Raw genomic sequence first — 19,527 nt, 5'->3', positions numbered from 1 at the left:
TATATTACATAAAGTTTTGTTCAAACATAAATTTATAGTTATTCTATTATTTTTTATATAAATATAGGATTCCATTTTTAGGGCTGTATATTAACTTGCCCGTAAAGCTCCTTTTCTTCAATTCTTTCTGAAGACTATACATAAAAAAACCATGCGTAACAATTAAAATGTTTTCTGTACCTTCTTTTCTCGCTTCATTTAATAATAAATCAACAAACTTCTCAGCTTTCTCTCTTGTAATAATCTTATTTTCTTGTTGAGATTTATGGTTGAAATACCACGCTATTCTTCCACTAATCGCCCAAAACCAATACGGAAGCTTTAAATTACTTTTAAATATTGGATCAATGATAGTTTCTCTAATTAGATCATTTTGAATTATATCATCCTTATATACATGTTGTGCTGTCGTTATTGCTCTTATAAGCGTACTAGAATAACATTTATCCCAATTTATCCCCATAAGCTCTACATCTTTTCTAATCACACCACTTATATTGTAATTTTCTTCCCAATTTTTAAATTCTTTTGATGTCATAAAAAAACTTTTACGGTAATCAACTTTAAAATGTCTGATAAGACCAACATTCATAAAAATCCCTCTTGTCTTTTATTATTCATATAAGAACTATAATGATTAGGCATTAATCTGCTTAATAATTTCAATTAACATATTAACCCTATTAAAAGGAGTAATGAAATATAATCCATCTGCAATACCTTTTAGTTTCTTTCCTATTTCCACAGTAATTTTTACACCGATTTCTTGCGCCTCTTCTTTGCTCATATTTTCTGAAAACATTTGTACATATTTATCTGGTATAGTTACTCCAGGAAGCTCATTATTTAAAAACATTGCGTTTCTATAACTTACAACGGGAAGTAATCCCGCTAAAATCTTTACATTATTCCTCTCTTTAATCATTTTCAAGAACTCTATAGCATTGTCATCATAGATAGGTTGCGTTAAAAAAAACTTTGCACCTTTTTCTATCTTCTTCATCATTCTATTATATTCTACTTCTTTATTTAAAACATTCAAATTCAAAGCACCACCTACATAAATACTATCTTCTTTGAATATTTCTTCATTCATGCTTTCTATTAATTCTATTAGCCTAAATGAATTTAAATTAAATACGCTTTTTGTTTCAACTTTACTAGCATCAGATATAGGGTCACCAGTAATTGCAAGGATATTTCTTATATTTTCAATATGAGATCCTATCAGACTCGACCTTATTGCATTAGTATTTTTATCTCTACAACAAACATGAGGCATAGCTTCAATTCCTATTTCTCTCTTGATTTTAGATGATATAATAGTTGAATCTGCCCTAACCTTCGACATTGGTGAATCCGGAACTGTTACTAAATCAATATTGTTTTCTTTACATATCTTAGCTCCATCTATAATTCTTGATATATCGGTATCAATTGGTGCCGATAATTCTATAGCTACAACAAACTCACCATTTTCGAGCTTATCTTTAAAAGTATTCTTAGCCTTTTTCTCAAAACTTTTAACTTTTGGCTCAGCTTTAGTATTAGCATTGACTACTTTAGAATTCTCATTAACTATTTGGGTTAGTTGTTTAATGTAGCTTGGATTTGTTCCACAGCATCCTCCTATAATAGAAACTCCAAAAGACCTTATTTCATTAACTTTTTTTGCAAAATATAACGGATTGTTTGGATAAACTGTTCTTTCGTGAATTATCTCTGGATAACCTGCATTAGGCAGCACCGAAACAATTTCATTTTCTATATTAATTTTTTTAACCATTTCCAATATATGTGCTGGGCCAGAACCACAATTAAACCCAAATGCATCTATATATTTTGTATTTCGCACTTCTTTAATCAATTTAGCTGCACTTAACCCATCTCTTGTAAATCCATCTGGCTTAACAGCAAACTGAGTAAGTATGAAACTATCTATATTCTTGTACTTAATATACTCGCCTATTTTTTTCAGGTAATTATAGTTGCTAAAAGTTTCGAATATAAAAATATCTATACCATTTTTTAAAAAGCAATCTACTATGTATTTATATTCTTCTAAAACTTCATTGCTAAATTCATCTAAATTATCTGTTTTAATAGGTCCAATACTTGCACCTATTAAAACAGAAGTATTTCTTGTTACTTCTTTAGCTAAGTTTATTCCTGACTTAATTATGTCCATTAATGTTTCTAACGATACTCCAAGATCATATGTATTAGCAGAAAAAGTATTTGTTCTAATTAGTTTAGCCCCTGCTTCAATATACTCTTTATGTATTCTTTTTATAGTTTCTTTATCATTTAAGTTACCAAATTCACAATAGGATACATCATTACCTGTTACTTCTGAATAATATGTTCCCATTGCTCCATCACATATTAGTATATCATTTTTTAATAGCTCTTTTATCATTTTTAATCTCCCCAAATCCTTGTTAATAATGCTTACTAGTAAGTATACTATAATTTTTTATTCTAGTCCTCTTTTTTAATACGATTTTCCTATTGATAAATTTATTTTTTAGCCAAATTACATGTAAAAATAAAAAGTAGATCTATCTTTGATACTATGCATCTAGATAAATCTACTCTTAAATAACTCATTAATTTTTAACAGTCTTATTAGCTGTATTCTCGTCAGTTTTTGGTACTTGTATAGTCTTATTAGGATCTTCCTGAATTTTTCCTGACGTAGGATTATTTACAATAGTTCCGTTATCTGGACCTATATTAATAGTATTGTCATCCTTTGTAGGACTTGTCACTGGTGTATTTCCCTTGTTATCATTCTCATTTTGTGCAGGAACCTCTGGTTGTAAATTTAACACACCATCATCCTTTTGTTCTTTTTTAGGGTTATCTGTAGCTTTCCCCGAATCCACATTAGGTAATGAATTATCAGCTGCTCCATTTATTACAGGCTTATCTACAGTTGTTTTTTCATGTTTTGCATCTGAATTTGAATTAGTAGCTGGAGTAACGACATCACTATTTTTTTCATCTTTTGCATCCCACTGAGTTACATTTTCTTTATCTTTTATACTTGCAGTAATTTCTTTTACTGGTGCTACATCTATTTTATTCTTTGTACTGTCATCTACCACTAGAGATGCTTCATATCTTCCTAAGCTTATTCCTTTTGTCTTAGCTTCATCAACATCTTCCTTATCACCTTTAACATAAGTAACTTTTTCCGTATTAAAGGTAGATTGAATAACATCCTTTATATCTTTCTCATAAGCACTGTTATCTTCATTTTTTATAAATGCAAATCCAACCAATACTTCCCTATTAGTATCTAAATATTTTTTTTCTATAAGTTTTTCCTTTATTTTTTGTATTCCTTCATCAAGATATATACCTTTAACATCTGTAAAATCTATATTCTTTCCATCATTGTTTACACCTTCAACTCTAATAATCTTCAATTTATTATCAGCTTCTATTTGTATACTAGGATTAATATCTAAACTAACAACTGCATATGCTGTATCAGATTTCATAGTATGAAAGAAGGTGAATACTATTAAAAACAACGCTGCAATTGCTCCAATTGACTTAATAAAGTTATTATACCTATAAGTCCCACTATTACTAGCCTTAATGAGATCATCTTCAAAATAAAATATTTTTTGCCCTATTTTCATATCTTTCTTAGGTGCAATCTTTTCCATTATGCCATTATCATTTAAAGCTATAGCATAACTTTTTTTAATTTCCATTATTATTCCCCTATTCATTCTTTTCACCTACTTTCTGATCCAATTTTTTAAAGCACTGAGATTTTTATCAATTATTATTACAACAGAAATTATAAATTTTTTGCTTCTTTTTATTACCTTTTCTGTAACTGAAAACTTTAAAACAATCCTTTTGATTGGTAATCTTTTCTTTAAATACATAAAAGATAAAAATTCTTCATCCTTTGATATTTCTTCTGATAAATTAATTGCATTCTTTCTCGTTGCTTGTTGTTTGGGAGCTTCATTCACCAAATCTTCCAAAGTAAAACCAAACGAACTTATTTCATTCTTTAAGGCAGTTATTTCTTCCAGCAACATGCTATTATCTTCCTTAGGCTCAAAATATTCATCCCTAAAATCCAAACCTTTGTCCACTAATTCGTCCAAAGATGAATGATTATGTTTATTTTCACCTTTTAAGTAATTCTTTATTCTACTTCCAATTACCAATTTTGCAAAAGATAAAAAATGTCCCTTTTCATTATCATATCTTTCAATTGCCTCATTAAAACCAAGTAATCCAACGCTAAGTTCTTCATCATTTTCGCAAGATACATAGCGACCTGTCACATCTGAAATACTTTTTATTATAAAAGGCATATGATTTTCAATAAGTTCATTTATACTTGTGTTCTTATCAACATTTAAATCTATTAAAACACATTCGAGCATGACATACGCTCCCTTCTCCGGTCATTATTATATACAAAAAAAAATATAGGTTTTGGTACTTTTTATTAAACAAATGTAAAACTTTAATTTCTAGGCTTAATTTAACATTTCATTAAAAATACTTTCGTAAAATCTAAAGTGATACTTACTATTATATCATGTATTAAATATATTTTTAACTTTGTTGGTTGAAAAATATATTTATAGAACTTTTTTTCTCTTATTAATGTAATTTCTGACACTTTTTTTATTAATTTAACAAAAGATATCATTCACATATTTATATTATTAAAACATAAATTTACTTTCTAATTTAATTACAGAATATTTTACTAAAACAAAAAGGAGCTTAGAGACCGGCGAAGGACACTCTAAGCTCCACATTAGCACTTTACGTACCAACTGCTTATTTAGAATAACATAAATATTTCAAAATTTCAACACAAATTATAAACTTTATCTATATATGTTAAATTTAAAATCCTAATATAGATATATATATGTTTTAATAAATAAATTTACATTTAAAACTCTAGTAAGCAAAACGCTAAATTAAGAGTAGAATCTTGAAATTTGATTACAACATATATACTAGCACATTCCCCCGTTACCACTACTATTATTATCTCCACCGCAAGCATTCATACTATTAGAATTAGGTTTAACATTTTTATTTGCATATTTTTTCATATAATCAATAACTCTTGCCTGCAATTTGTTTAAGCTGTCCAAATATTCATGGTTATTAGGATCTAATTCTACAGCTTTTTTCAAGTAATTAAGCCCACTGTCAAACCATCCCTTTTGAACAGATATAAAACCTTGAAGATAATTCCATTCTGCTGAATTCGCATTATTTATTAAGTTCAATTTTGCTTCAGCCTCAGAAAAGTTTTTATTATCGACTAAATCACGAATTTCCTTATATAGATTACCATTAATAATGAGCTCATATGCCGCACTAAGAACTAAAACTTTTTGTTTAGTGGTCTCATTTTGATTTTGTGTATATTCTTCTAAAATATCTTTGAATTTATTTTTTATTTCTTCTTCAGAAGCTGTTTTTTCAACGCCTAAAACCTCGTATGGATCCAATTTAATTACACCTCTTTACTATATCTTCTATTCCACTATTAAATATATTTAATAAAAATTAGTAATATTCTTACATGTAATTAATTTGGTCCAAAATAACCTAATAGATTTTATTAGTTGACTACAAATAGTACTTTTTTAAAATTACAGCTCTTATGCTTTCATATTTTATATGTGAAGGTAGTTCTTTTTTTAGTACATTTATCTTATCATATCCATGCTTTTGGCATTCATCTATTATTAGCTTTTCATCTTCTTTATTATAAAATTCTTCTAAATTTATATGAAATGCATTTTCTCCAAACTCTTTTATATAATCTGTTACATATCCTAGGATAGTTGAAATTGAGATCTCTAATTTTTGAGATACTTCATGTATAGTTATGTTCTGCTTAAGCATATCTATTGAGATTTGATCATTCTCCCTAGTCTCTCCATCAATTATAACCTTTCTTCTTTTTCTTTCAATCCATTCTACTTTTCTATCATTTTCTGACAAATATTCGTTTACTACATTTATTATCTTTTCTCCATACAAACTTATTTTCTTGGGTCCCATGCCTGTTATATCTTTTAATTCATCTAAAGAACTTGGGTATCTTCCGCTTATTTCCTTTAGAGTATTCATTGTCAATATTGCTTGGGGTAATGCTCTTTCTTTTTTGGCGAATTCTTTTCTTGCATTGTCTAATCTCTCGTATAATTCTAAGTCTGTTTTAACTTCTAATCTAGATTCTTCATCTTTATTTATGCTCTTTTGTTCGTCTAGCAAGCCTTCATCATAATCAGGTATCGCAATTTCATGTTCTTCTACAAAATTCCGTATTACATCTTCAAATACTTTTCCGTATTTATTATATTTAACTTCTCCAACTCCAGAAACTTTAAGCATTTCATATTTTGATATCGGATAATTTGCAGTCATTTCTTTTAGTGTAACGTCACCGAATATTATATATGGTGGAACATTGTTTTCCTTAGCCAGTTCTTGTCTTAAATTTCTAAGAATCTCAAAAAGTTCATTATCTTCACTAGCTTTCTTTTCTACTCTAAACTCTTTTAATTGAACTTTTTCTTGAGATGTTAATACTCTTCTTGATCTATCATTTAAACTCAACACTGGATATGTACCTTCAACCACATTAATATATCCATGAGAGATCAATGTATTAATAAAGTTTTTGAGATCTTCTGCTGAATATTCTTTCATCAATCCATAAGTAGAAAGCTCGTTAAAATGAAATTGAATAACTTTTTTATTTTTAGATCCTCTAAGCACATCTACAAGCATTCCAATTCCAAATTTAACTTTCATCCTGTATATACATGAAAGAACTTTTTGCGCTTCTATTGTCTTATCAACAAACTCTCCTTCACTCAAACAATTACTGCAATTATCACATTGCCCATTATATGTTTCTCCAAAATACTCCAAAACGTATTTTCTATAGCAATAATTGCTATATACAAAATCCATCATTTGTTGAAGCTTTCTATATTGATTGTTCTTTCTCTCTACATCTTCTATTGAGTTTTCTATTAAATACTTTTGGACCTGAACATCTTGAGGCGAAAATAATAATACGCATTCGCTCTTTTCTCCATCTCTTCCTGCTCTTCCAATCTCTTGATAGTAACTTTCAATATTTCTTGGCATATTATAGTGTACAACATATCTTATATTAGGTTTGTCGATCCCCATTCCAAAAGCATTGGTTGCTATCATAATACCAGCTCTATCATATATAAAATTTTCTTGATTTTCTTTTCTAGTATTTTCAGATAATCCCGCATGATAGCAAGTCACATTATACCCTTTCGCTTGCAAAGATTCATATAAATTATTGACTTCTTTCCTAGTTGCAGCATATATAATGCCTGAAACTTCTTTATTGTTTTCTATATATTTATATAAATATTCCTTTTTGTTACCACTTTTAATCACGCTGATAGATAAGTTTTCTCTATCAAAACCTGTTATAAAGACTTTTGGATTATTCAATTTAAGAAGATTTATTATATCTTCTCTCACTTCCTGTGATGCAGTTGCAGTAAATGCTGTTATTATAGGTCTCTTTTGAAGTAAACTTATAAAATTTGATATTTTTCTATAACTTCCCCTAAAATCATGTCCCCATTGAGAAATACAATGAGCTTCATCTATAGCTATTTGAGAAATATTACATTTAGAAATAACACTCAAAAACTCAAAAGATTCTAATCTTTCAGGAGCTATATAAAGAATCTTTATTTCACTATTTTCCAGATTGTTTATTACTTCTTTTTCTTCTATAGCACTCAATGTACTATTTATTAAAGCGCCTTTTATCCCCATATCTTTTAGCGTATCTACTTGATCTTTCATTAGGGATATTAGAGGAGAAATTACTATTGTTATTCCTTCTAGCATCAATGCTGGTATCTGATAACAAATTGACTTTCCTCCTCCAGTTGGCATTATAGCAAGTACATCTTCTCCATTTATTATTTTACTTATTATGTCTTCTTGCCCTTTTCTAAATGACTTATATCCATAATATTTCTCCAAATAATTTAAAGCTACATTATCCATTTAATAATACTCCTTAGATTAATACTTCCATTAAACAAGGTAGTCAAAATTGATTTAAAAACCACTTTTAACTACCTTATATATTACTTAGCTAAAATTTCTATTCCAGTCTCAGTTATCAACACTGTATGTTCCCACTGCGCTGATAATTTATCATCGGCTGTATAAATAGTCCATTCATTTTCTTCATCAACAAAAACATCATAAGTTCCTTGATTAACCATTGGTTCAACGGTAAGAATCATTCCAGGAACAAGCAACATTCCAGTTCCTTTCTCCCCTATATGAGGAACAAATGGATCTTCATGAAATTCATTACCTATTCCATGTCCACCTAATGCTCTTACTATTGTATATCCATTTTTATGAGCATGTTCCTGACACGCTGCACCTATATCTCCTAAGAATCCCCAAGGTTTTATAGCTTCAATTCCTTTTATCATACATTCCCTAGCTACTTCTACTAATCTTTTAGCTTCTTCACTAACATTGCCAATCATAAACATTCTAGATGCATCTGAATAATATCCATCTAAAATCGTAGAAACATCTACATTTATAATATCTCCATCTTTGATTATAATATTTTCATCTGGGATTCCATGGCACACTTCATTATTTATTGATGTACATACACTCTTTGGGAAACCTTCAAAATTCAATGGTGCTGGAATCGCCCCATGTTCTATAGTATAGTCATATACTAATTTATCTATATCAGCAGTGCTCATTCCTGCTTTAATTTTACTTGCAACTAAGTCTAAAACCCCATCATTAATCTTAGCGCTTCTTTTGATTCCTTCTATATCTTTTTGGCTTTTTATAATATCTCTTGGTGGGACTATATGGCCTTTTCTTTTAAAACTTTCAATTCTTTCATCAAATTCTAAATGACATTTTTTATATTTCAACCCACTGCCACACCAACATTTTTCATTTCTATCTAAGATCATTGTTTTTATAACACCTCTTTATAATACATTATTATTTATTAATATTTTAGTTTTTTGTCATCAAATATTCAGCTATATATATAATACACCTAAATCAATTTAAATGCTCATCTATATTCTTTCTCTGCCAAAATTTTAACATCTTAAGCTTAGCTTCCTTTAAGTAATATGGCATTTATAATTTTATAATGCAAAAGACTAGTAATCAATTTACTTTTATTTCCTATATTTAATAAGATTTCATATTCACTATCTATAATACCACTTAATATTATTTATGTTAACATTCTTTAAAATTTTATATTAACATACTTACTTTTTTGCTTTTTCAGCTTTAATAATTTTACCTTTTATAGTTATATTTTTTAACTCTTCTATAACTCTTTTTCCTTTTCCATTTAATATATCAACATAGGATACCGAATCCTGGACATCTATTATTCCAATATCTTCAGATCTAATGCCCTCTATTTTACAAATAGCACCAACTATGTCTCCAGGGCGAATTTTCTTTTTTTTGCCTCCATTCAAATAAATTTTTGTTATGTTATTATTTATATCTTTTGATCTTTGTTCTTTCACTTTAGGTCTACTTTTAAGCGTTTTAATACTCTCTTCTCTTTCTTTTTCAATTACCCTTTTATCAGGTAAATTATAGACAGGAATTTCAAACCCAATAAACTCTTCAATTTCGTTCAAAAGCTTATCCTTTCCCTTAACGCAGAAGCTTATTGCCTTTCCTTTCTCACCAGCTCTTCCTGTTCTCCCTATTCTATGTACATATGCTTCCTTCTCTACCGGAAGATCGTAATTTATTACATGAGTGATTCCTTTAACATCAATTCCTCTTGAAGCTAAGTCTGTTGATACAAGTATTCTAAAATCACCTGCTCTAAATCTATCCATAATGCTTAATCTTTCATTTTGAAGCATTCCTCCATGTATTTTATTTACAGAGTACCCTTTAGATTTTAACCATTGAAAAACTGTGTCTACATTATCTTTAGTTTTCGCGAATATGACAGCTGTCTCAGGTTTCTCCATTATTAAAATATCATTTAGTTTTTCTATTTTTTCTTCATAGTCAATATAATATAAACTATGGTCTATATTTTCGTTAGTGATTTCTTGATTTTTAATACTTATATCTATAGGCTTATTCATATGTTTATCACATAATACTTTTATTTCCTCTGGTATTGTTGCTGAAAACAACATAGTAACTTTTTTCTTTGGAAGTCTTCTAATTATTCCTTCAACTTGCCCTATAAATCCCATATTAAGCATTTCATCAGCTTCATCTATAACAAAATATCTAATTTTATCTACATTAAGGGTCCCTCTATCCAAGTGATCTATAATTCTTCCTGGAGTTCCAACTACTACGTGCGTCTTTTGCCTCAATTTTCTCTCCTGTTCAGAGATAGGCTCTTTACCAAAAACTGAAACAGCTTTTATTCTTTTAAACCTTCCTATATTAGTTATATCTTCGCTTACTTGAACCGCAAGTTCTCTAGTCGGTGTCAATATTAAAATCTGTGGAATATTTTCATTCCAATCTACTTTCTCACATAAAGGAATCCCAAAAGCTGCTGTCTTTCCACTTCCTGTTTGTGATTTAACTATGATATCTTTATTCATAAGTATTTCTGGTATAACTTTTTCTTGGACCTTTGATGGAGTTTTATACCCAAGCCCCTCGATTGACTTTAATATTTCATCACTTATGTTAAATTTAGTGAATTTATTGTTCATATATTAAATTTTCACCTCAGTTATTTTATTAAATTATATTAATTATAAATTATATAAATCTTTCTTATTATACCATTCTTATCTAGTTTTCAAACACTATTTGTTTGTTTATTTTTTCATTGTTTTAATGCAATTTATACTTTAAATCTAAATTTTGCTTTAGAGAGTAGTTTTTTTACATAAATATATAATCATTCTATATCAGATAATATATCTGTAGGATTATGTAACTTTAACTAGAAAAATGCACATAATAAGGATATAATTAATTAGCAATATATCAAAAAAATTATTCAACTATAAAAGGAGAAATTAATGATTAACTCATTTAGTGATTTAAATTTAAATTCAAGTATAATAGAAGGACTACAAAAACAAGGAATTAATATACCAACTTCAATTCAATCCTCTTCTATTTTACCTGCTCTTGAGGGCAAAGATATAATTGGTGAAGCCTTTACAGGAAGCGGTAAAACATTAGCTTATCTATTGCCTCTTTTTCATAAAATAGATACATCAAAGAGAGAAATGCAAGGATTAATATTGGCTCCAACACATGAACTTGTTAAACAAATAGAAGATCAAATTAAGCTTCTTGCTGAGAACTCATCATTCCCTATAACTTCACTATCTATTATTGGTGACGTTAATATAAATAATCAAATAAAAAAACTTAAAGAAATAAAACCTCATATAATTGTTGGTTCAACAGGTAGAATTCTAGATTTAATTCGAAAGAAAAAAATAACTGCCTATACTATAAAAACAATAGTAATTGATGAAGGAGATAATTTATTAGATCCGAAGAGATCTAATGTTACTAAAGACATTGTTAAATCAACAATGAGGGATAGACAGCTTATGCTATTTTCAGCATCTATAAAACCTGAAACATTAGAAACTGCGAAGTCTCTAATGAAGGAACCAATAATAATAAAAAGTGAAGATAAGCCTTTAATAAATCCTAATATTGAGCATATGTTTATCTTATGTGAAAGACGTGATAAGTTTGAAACCTTAAGAAAAGTTCTTGTGGCTGCGAAACCAGAAAAAGCAATCATCTTTGTTAATAACAATGAGGATATTGAATTAACAACAGCCAAACTTAATTATCATAGCAAAGATTGTTTTGCTATGACCGGAAAGATTTCTAAGGAAGATAGAAAACTTGCAATTGAAAGCTTTAGAACAGGTAAAATAAAAATACTAGTCTCATCAGATGTTACAGCTCGTGGTCTTGATGTTGCTGATATAACTCACGTTTTCCATTTGGATTTGCCATTAAAATTAAATGAATATCTCCATAGATCTGGAAGAACTGCTAGAGGAAACGCTCATGGTACTTCTATATGTATTTTAACTGTTCAACAGCTTAATATAATAAAAAAATATGAGAGAGAATTTAATATACAATTTAAAGAAAAGAAAGTTTTTGGCGGAGTTTTAGAAGATGCTAATTATAACTCTAGTTCAAAGCAATATGAGCAAAAAAATAAATCTTATAGTAGCAAATTTAACAAATAAAATTTTATTATAATACTTAATAAAACTTAAGCAAATTAGTATTAGGGATACTTATTTTTTCACCCAAATGATTAAAATGAGTATCCTTTCATTTTTATAATAAACTTAAATCTCTGCACACTCTTTTATATCTAATCTAATTATTCTCTATATAACAATTAGTTAATTATTTAATTATTGATGTGCCTTCACTTTAATTTATGATTTTCTTCCATTAATTTTATTAACGATAATAGTTAATAATAACTTATTATTTTATTAAAGTTTTCTTAAGTAAACAATTACCTAACTTAATCGGTGCTATAATCGGTAGTGATGTAACGGTATATATGTTCTAAGAAGTTCAATAAATGTTTATCATAAACTTATCAGGTATTTATAGAACAATGAACTATGTTATTTAGGACTTATATCAAAAAAACTCACTAAAATATACACATAATGTTGGAGGAAAATTTTTATGAAAAAGAAAATCATTAGTCTATTGTTAATTGCAGCAGTTAGTTCAACTGCATTAATATCTTGTGGAAAAACTAAAGATTCTGCAAATTTGAATAATGAAAATACAACGGAGCAGTCTTCCACAACATCTACAACTGAACAATCACCTCAAAGTAATTCTAAGATAGTTGGCGAAAATAACAAACCCACTGTAGAAGTTAAACAAATTGCTTCTTTGACTGATTTTAAAGATAAAGACAAAAGTGAAATTGAAAAACTTTTAGGAAAAGCTATTAGCGAGGAAGATGATAAGGCTACCTATGAAAAAGATGATTATAGTTTTGAAATAAAATATAAAGATTCAAAATGTAATGAAATTAAGATAATTCCTAAGTCAGAAATGAAATTCCCAGCTGATGGAACTAACATCTTAAAATTAATAGGAATAAACGCAGATGATTCGGATTCTACAATATCTCCAGCTGGACTTGAATGGAATAATAAATTTGATACATTTAAGATCAATGTAGTTTCTAATAATGAACCAAATGGTAAAATTTCTTATGTAACAATTATTTTATCAGATCCTTCTAAATAATGATAAGAGTTTGTGAATTTTGTATATAAAATACTACAGTATTAAAATTTAAACCAAATCATATTAAACGTATATTCATACTTTTTTACCTAACAAATTACTTTTATTAGTGATTTCCATGAATATACGTTTAACTTTAATTTTCTATCTCTAATTTTTCTATTTTTATAGATGGTATTTTATGCTCTACATTGCTTTCATCTTTAATCACCGAGCTACCTACTTCCCCTATAACTTTAATCTTATCATTTTCTTTTAGTTGATACGATTTATCATAATCTCCAACTATTCCAACGATTTTTGAATCAGCAGCACAGCATGTCATTATAATCCTTCCTATAATTATTTGATCTTTATTTAAGTAATTTTCTTTACATACAAATCCATGTATTTCTAACTTTTTCCCTATATATTTTTCTGGATTAATCCGTATATCATCAAGCATTGTAGGATTATGTTCGTCAATTCTTATAGTTTCTTCATTGTTTCTTATGTTGCTCTTATTAAAATTATACTCAAATTCATGTTCATATAATGACTTTCTATCAATAACACTTGTTTTGTTTTCTAAAATCTCTAAATTCAGCTCTGAATGTTTAAATGTTTGCTGCTTATTAATAGATATGAAACCTATTATTAAGGCTAGTATTATTGGAAACAATTTTATTTTAATATTCATGCTGCCTTTAGGTGTAAATATATTTTTTATTTGAAAAACAGTAATTATACTTATCATTATTATAGTAATATAAAAATATTTAATCATATTACTACCTATATAAAAACCTATACTTCCAGTAGATATTAAATATATTATAGAGAAATCTAACAATATAAGAACAATAAACCATAAAAACTCATCAAAATTAAATCTTTTCACTTATTTTTCAGCTCCTTTTTATATTTAAATTGCTATCATTTAAAGTGCATCTTTATATTCCGCACATCATGAATAAAAAGGAGATTACAAATACAACAACTATTGTACTTATACTTAATTTAAGTACAAAACTTTTTTTAAAGGCTCCAATAATCATAATAAGATTTTTCAAATCAAGCATTGGACCTAAAATTAAAAATGCTGTAACTCCACTAAGTGAATAGTTAGTTAAAAAACTTTTTCCTACGAATGCATCCACTTCTGAACAAAGAGATAAAAAGAATCCAAGCAACATCATTACAACTATTCCTAGAATCTTATTATTAGAAATAAAGTTTATTTCTCCATGAGATACTGCCACTTGAAATACGCTAGATATAAATGTCCCAAGTATCAAGTATCCCATTATATCCAAGAACTCTCTATTTGTATGTTCAATTATTGCTCTTAATTTGTTTTGATTTTCCACATATGAATTACATCCGCAGTTACAATAGCTATCATTATCTATAAAATCTATTACTAAACCTTTCTTATCTTTTTCAAGCGAATTTACTATCATCCCAATTAAAATTGCAGCTATAAATCCTCCAACTATTCTAAGAAGCACCATAATTTTTTTATCGTAAAATGCATAGTAAGTAGACATTATTACAACAGGATTAATTATAGGTACAGCAAGCATAAATGTTACTCCAAACCCAACAGGTACGCCTTTCTTTATAAGCCGTCTTGTTATAGGAACAATTGCGCACTCACAAACCGGAAAAATAAGACCTATCAAAGCAGCTCCTAAATATCCTAAAATATTTGCTTTAGGTATTATCTTAGCAATAATCCTTTCTGATATACATGTTTGAATTATAGCAGATATAAGGGAACCTATTATGATAAACGGCATTGCCTCAAGAATTATACTTGTAAATATACTTGCAAAATCTCCTATAACTTCAATATATATAAGGGTTGGATATTTATTGTAAATATATATTGATAGTATTACTACACTTATAATAAAGAAAGCTTTAACCTTCTTTTTATAAAGATTCATACATTTTCCTCATTTCCCTCATATTTTATGCTAGTACTTTTTTTGTAGTTTATCATTTTAATTTTTATCTTTTTTAAACACCCATTGTCCAATACCCTTGCTTCCCTAAGTGTAGAATTTAAAATATACTTATTACTAACTCGTAAAATAAATGCTTTAGGATTTATATTCTTAACTTTTTTAAAACCTTCATTTAAAATTTCTTTTTTGCAATAATCTATATTATTAATAACAATCATATTGGCGTTTTGTATAAAAGGTATTATAAAGCCTCCCATATTGTCAATATATTGCTTTAATGTCTTACCATCTGCAACAAAGAATATAGTCGTAATCTTACTACATTCTCTATAAATTCTTTCATTCAATATATCGAATAATTCTTTTAAATCAGAGGTTCCATTATATTCAATTATTATTCTGTTAGGTTTATATTTTTTTATTGAGTATATCATTTTTTCTTTTAAATCTTTAATATCTAAAGCATCCTGGATTCTTACAAAATTACTTATGTTACTAGAATGTACAATATTTTTTTCTCCTTGCTCTAATTGAAAAACCAGTACTTTTTCTCCATCAACTAAACTTTCTTTTAAAAGTGAATTTATAAATGACGTTTTTCCAGCTCCTAAAAAACCTGTCACAATCTCAATATGTATTTTCATAATTCCACCACCTCTCTACAAAGTTTTAATAATCAATAATTTTTATATTTGCCTAATAAATAACCTTTCTAATTCCTTTTTATTTAACTCACTGCCAATTATTGAAACCACTTTCTTATTTGACCATCTAATTTTCCTACTTTTAAATTCATTAGGTACATAATCAAATTGATAATATTCTCCGTCGTTTGCTTTAAAAACACCTTTAGCTCTTATTATTCTTCCGAACTTATCATTAGTTGAAATAAATTCGAATTTTTTTTGAATTTCAAGCATACTTATATTTTCTTCAAGATCTATCGGATAGCTTTCAAAAATTTCATTTGCACTATGATTTACTTCTCTTCTCATCTGCTTACTTGCGCTAGAGCTAATACTAGAATTTGCAGCAAAAATTTTTCTTTTTTCATTTATTATATTTGTACTAAGAAAATCACTTCCTTTTAATAAATCCCATGGTTTATATATTATTTTAGCTTTCAAATTTAACTTTCTTATAGAATCTATAGTTGCATTAATTTTTTTATTATCTACAAGTTGACTTCTGCTTAAAACTATAGTTTTTGCTCTTTTTATTTGATTCTCATAGAATTCCTTAAAATTTTTCAAATACATATCATAATTTCTAATATCAATTAAAGTAAAAATATTTCTAATTTCGAGCTCATGCTGAAACTTCTTTTCTTGGAGAATATTTAATATCTCACTTAATTTTGCTACTCCTGAGGGTTCGATTATTATATTGTTCGGATTATATTTACTTATAACTTCTAAAACAGCTTCTCCAAAGTTTCCAGATACCTGACAACAAATGCATCCAGAATTTATTTCCTTAATTTCAATATTACTTTCTTTTAATATGTCTCCGTCTATTCCAACTTCTCCGAACTCATTTTCTATAATAACCGTATTGCTATCATAAACCTTTTCTGACAATAACTTTTTGATTAACATTGTCTTTCCAGCACCTAAAAAACCTGAAAATATATCAACTTGAACTTTCATCAAACTTTTCTCCTTCCATTGCAACCATACATTATATTCATATTTTTATTTATACTATAATTGCTCAATATATATGAATAAAATTTATTTACAATTTTTCACAACAAAAAGGTCCTTATAATTAATAAAAAGTTATTAATTATAAGGACCCTCGCTATAGCATAAGCTAAATGAAATAATTAAATATGTTATGCTACTATTTTATTTAGATATATACTTTAACTTATAGCTATAAATTTATCTAGCATTTATAAAAATCCAAGAAAAATTCACATATATTTTCTATTCATATTAACAACAGAATTAATATGGATAGTAGAAGAAATGAGTAGCTCTATCTGTTGTCGCAGTATCTTGAAGAATAAGCCTTTTATGTAATACCGAATTTCCAAAGCTTGTCCCTTGGTTATCTACAATATAAGCATATCCATCTTTATCCCAACCCATAAAAATATAAACATGAGTATAATTATTTGTAAATACAATATCTCCTGGTTTAATCTGAGAGAAATCATAACTATAGACAAATCCCATATTCTTTAATATGTTCTCTAACTGATATGTATTTGCTGTTGAAGTTGGTATATTAACACCTATTCTTCTTAACGCTTCAGATGTAAAGTATACGCAGTTATTACTAGTAATTCCGTCATGCAATGCAACAGCAGTACTATCTACGCTTAATTGATTATTCACATTAGTCATATATTTAAACAATTGATAATTTGTACTTGAATGCGAATAATTAGAGGAAGTATTCACTGTTTCACCTCTAGGATTAACGTATGTATAATTATCTAGCCACACATTCTTAATTAATGAACCATCACTGGAAAATCTATATTTTTTACCGTTTATAACCGTATCCCCTGATGCCATTATACCTGACGTCCCATCCAGATAGTATATCTTATCATTTAAAGTTAACCATCCATATTGCATTGCTCCTGATCCTGAAAAATAATAATAGCTATTGTCTATCTTTATCCATCCAATCGCCATTGAGCCATTATCATTGAAGAAATATTTAATGCCTTTTATTGTTTGCAATCCTTTTTCCATTTTTCCATCTTTATCAAAATAGTACCAAATTCCAGATATCTGTTTCCAGTCATTCTTTATTACACCGTTCATTCTGTCATAATAGTACCAATTCTTATCCTTATCGCTTTCCCAACCATCTTTTACATTACCATCGTCATTGAACTGATATTCCTTACCATCGATAGTTTCAGTTCCTTTAAGTCTATTTCCATTTCTATCCAGATAGCACCATTTACCCTTTAAAAAATACCATCCCTTATCTAACCTAAACTTATTTCCTTCAACATCGCAATAAGTATAAGTACCATTTACTATCTTTTGAGTTATATTTTTAGGTAATCTCTTTAATTGATTATTTCCTAAATCTAAATAAGTTAATCTAGGTAAATCCCCTAAATAATCAGGAATATCTTCATATATATAGCACGAATTTAAGTTTAGATACTCTAGATTCTTTAACATCTTTATTTCTTCTGGTATATTATTACCAACTCTCTTATGGCTTAAATCAATTTTTTTGATATTCAAAAAATCTGCTTCTGTTAAGTTGTCCACTTTTTTACTTAACTGCTTGGCCACTTCTTCTGTAAGCCAGTTGTCATTAATTTCAACACCACTCTTTTCTACAACTTCCCCATTAATCCTTGCGTCTTTTGCATAAGTTATTACTGGAATACTATTAATACATAAAAATACTGCTAATATTGCTATTTTTTTTACTCTATTGCGTCGCATCTAATCGTCTCCCTTGATTTTTTTCATATAAATTATACCATTTTAGACGTATAATCTCAAATAATTTTAAAAAAATCAATTTAGGAAATTTAATAGTATCTGCTTTTTTCTCACTTATTCTATATACTTTTAAATTATATGATTTTCTAGAATATTACTTAAATCTATATCTCGAATTGAGTTAACAATCATATCTGCTTTAGATAAATCTTGATTTCCAGAGTTAATATTTTTAAATCCTATACAATTCATTTTAGCATCTTTTGCAGCAAATACTCCATTCCTAGAATCTTCAATAACGACACATTCTTTTGGTGATATTCCCAATTTTTTTGATGTTTCAATATAAATATCTGGTGATGGTTTTCCTCTTTCAACTTCTTCTCCGCTTATAATATATTTAAAGTATTCTTGTAATTTAAACTTTGATACAACTATATCAATTAAATCTTTAGGTGATGATGATGCTATTGCAGCAGGAATATTTCTATTCTTTAATCCTATTAACAATTCTTTGATTCCATCTATTGGCTCTAAATGAGATTCAATAATCTTCATTTTAGTCAATTCTACTTTATAGTCTATTATTTCTTCCAGTGATTTTTTTATATTGTAATTTTTCTTTATATCCGTATACATATATTCATTTGTTGATCCTACGTATTTTTCCAATTCTTTTTCTGAAATATCACAACCTAATTCTCTTATTGTTTGCATATCCACCTCAAAATGAATTGGTTCACTATCAATAATTACTCCATCCATATCAAATATAAATGCTTTCATAA

16 protein-coding genes are annotated in these 19,527 nt (G+C 27.8%); 2 read left to right on the top strand and 14 right to left on the bottom strand.

The genetic code is table 11. The features are described from left to right. Positions 1–46: 46 nt before the first annotated feature. The 8 genes from L3B96_RS15475 to L3B96_RS15440 all read right to left on the bottom strand — a co-directional run bounded on the left by L3B96_RS15475 (position 47) and on the right by L3B96_RS15440 (position 10,796). A complete protein-coding gene (locus tag L3B96_RS15475; RefSeq protein ID WP_017210043.1) occupies positions 47–592 on the bottom strand; it encodes a histidine phosphatase family protein in 546 nt (181 codons plus the stop codon). A gap of 45 nt (positions 593–637) precedes the next feature. Then, a complete protein-coding gene (locus tag L3B96_RS15470) occupies positions 638–2,419 on the bottom strand; it encodes a bifunctional homocysteine S-methyltransferase/methylenetetrahydrofolate reductase (protein WP_238948015.1) in 1,782 nt (593 codons plus the stop codon). A 190-nt stretch (positions 2,420–2,609) separates the two neighbouring features. Next, positions 2,610–3,728, bottom strand: a complete 1,119-nt coding sequence (locus L3B96_RS15465; protein ID WP_238948014.1) for an anti-sigma factor domain-containing protein — start codon at positions 3,726–3,728, stop codon at positions 2,610–2,612. A gap of 27 nt (positions 3,729–3,755) precedes the next feature. After that, positions 3,756–4,421 (bottom strand): RNA polymerase sigma factor SigI, encoded by a 666-nt coding sequence (gene sigI, locus L3B96_RS15460; RefSeq protein WP_236894596.1) that lies wholly within the window; start codon positions 4,419–4,421, stop codon positions 3,756–3,758. Between the two features lie 591 nt (positions 4,422–5,012). Beyond that, complete coding sequence (locus L3B96_RS15455; protein ID WP_236894598.1) at positions 5,013–5,516, bottom strand: J domain-containing protein; 504 nt, start codon at positions 5,514–5,516, stop codon at positions 5,013–5,015. Between the two features lie 121 nt (positions 5,517–5,637). Beyond that, positions 5,638–8,088 (bottom strand): DNA helicase RecQ, encoded by a 2,451-nt coding sequence (recQ, locus tag L3B96_RS15450; RefSeq protein WP_238948013.1) that lies wholly within the window; start codon positions 8,086–8,088, stop codon positions 5,638–5,640. An 83-nt stretch (positions 8,089–8,171) separates the two neighbouring features. Continuing rightward, positions 8,172–9,041 carry a methionyl aminopeptidase gene (locus L3B96_RS15445; RefSeq protein ID WP_238948012.1) on the bottom strand — a complete coding sequence of 290 codons (870 nt, stop codon included), beginning with the start codon at positions 9,039–9,041 and terminating at the stop codon, positions 8,172–8,174. A gap of 312 nt (positions 9,042–9,353) precedes the next feature. After that, complete coding sequence (locus L3B96_RS15440) at positions 9,354–10,796, bottom strand: DEAD/DEAH box helicase (RefSeq protein ID WP_238948011.1); 1,443 nt, start codon at positions 10,794–10,796, stop codon at positions 9,354–9,356. A 315-nt stretch (positions 10,797–11,111) separates the two neighbouring features. On the opposite strand from L3B96_RS15440, the gene L3B96_RS15435 reads away from it, so the two are divergent. Beyond that, positions 11,112–12,320 (top strand): DEAD/DEAH box helicase, encoded by a 1,209-nt coding sequence (locus L3B96_RS15435; RefSeq protein ID WP_238948010.1) that lies wholly within the window; start codon positions 11,112–11,114, stop codon positions 12,318–12,320. 460 nt (positions 12,321–12,780) lie between these two features. Beyond that, positions 12,781–13,359 carry a hypothetical protein gene (locus L3B96_RS15430; RefSeq protein WP_238948009.1) on the top strand — a complete coding sequence of 193 codons (579 nt, stop codon included), beginning with the start codon at positions 12,781–12,783 and terminating at the stop codon, positions 13,357–13,359. A 136-nt stretch (positions 13,360–13,495) separates the two neighbouring features. Here the strand turns inward: L3B96_RS15430 and L3B96_RS15425 are convergent, their stop codons facing one another. From L3B96_RS15425 to L3B96_RS15400, 6 genes are all read right to left on the bottom strand, one after another. Next, on the bottom strand, positions 13,496–14,239 hold the full coding sequence (locus L3B96_RS15425) for a membrane protein (RefSeq protein ID WP_017210052.1): 744 nt from the start codon (positions 14,237–14,239) through the stop codon (positions 13,496–13,498). Between the two features lie 52 nt (positions 14,240–14,291). Continuing rightward, positions 14,292–15,290, bottom strand: a complete 999-nt coding sequence (locus L3B96_RS15420) for a permease (RefSeq protein ID WP_011969141.1) — start codon at positions 15,288–15,290, stop codon at positions 14,292–14,294. Then, positions 15,287–15,955 carry a GTP-binding protein gene (locus L3B96_RS15415; RefSeq protein ID WP_238948008.1) on the bottom strand — a complete coding sequence of 223 codons (669 nt, stop codon included), beginning with the start codon at positions 15,953–15,955 and terminating at the stop codon, positions 15,287–15,289. The genes L3B96_RS15420 and L3B96_RS15415 overlap by 4 nt, the downstream gene beginning before the upstream one ends. Before the next feature lie 42 nt (positions 15,956–15,997). Further along, positions 15,998–16,960 (bottom strand): GTP-binding protein, encoded by a 963-nt coding sequence (locus L3B96_RS15410; protein WP_238948007.1) that lies wholly within the window; start codon positions 16,958–16,960, stop codon positions 15,998–16,000. Positions 16,961–17,263: 303 nt separating this feature from the next. Beyond that, positions 17,264–18,739, bottom strand: coding sequence for a leucine-rich repeat domain-containing protein (locus tag L3B96_RS15405; RefSeq protein ID WP_238948006.1), 1,476 nt, complete (start codon positions 18,737–18,739; stop codon positions 17,264–17,266). Between the two features lie 129 nt (positions 18,740–18,868). Further along, positions 18,869–19,525, bottom strand: coding sequence for an HAD family hydrolase (locus L3B96_RS15400; protein WP_238948005.1), 657 nt, complete (start codon positions 19,523–19,525; stop codon positions 18,869–18,871). Positions 19,526–19,527: the final 2 nt, after the last annotated feature.

The sequence above is a fragment of the Clostridium sp. YIM B02569 genome, assembly GCF_022320765.1.
GTDB classification, from domain to species: Bacteria; Bacillota; Clostridia; order Clostridiales; family Clostridiaceae; genus Clostridium; species Clostridium beijerinckii.
Note: the sequence above shows the minus strand (reverse complement) of the source record. Positions and strands in the feature narration are given on the sequence as shown.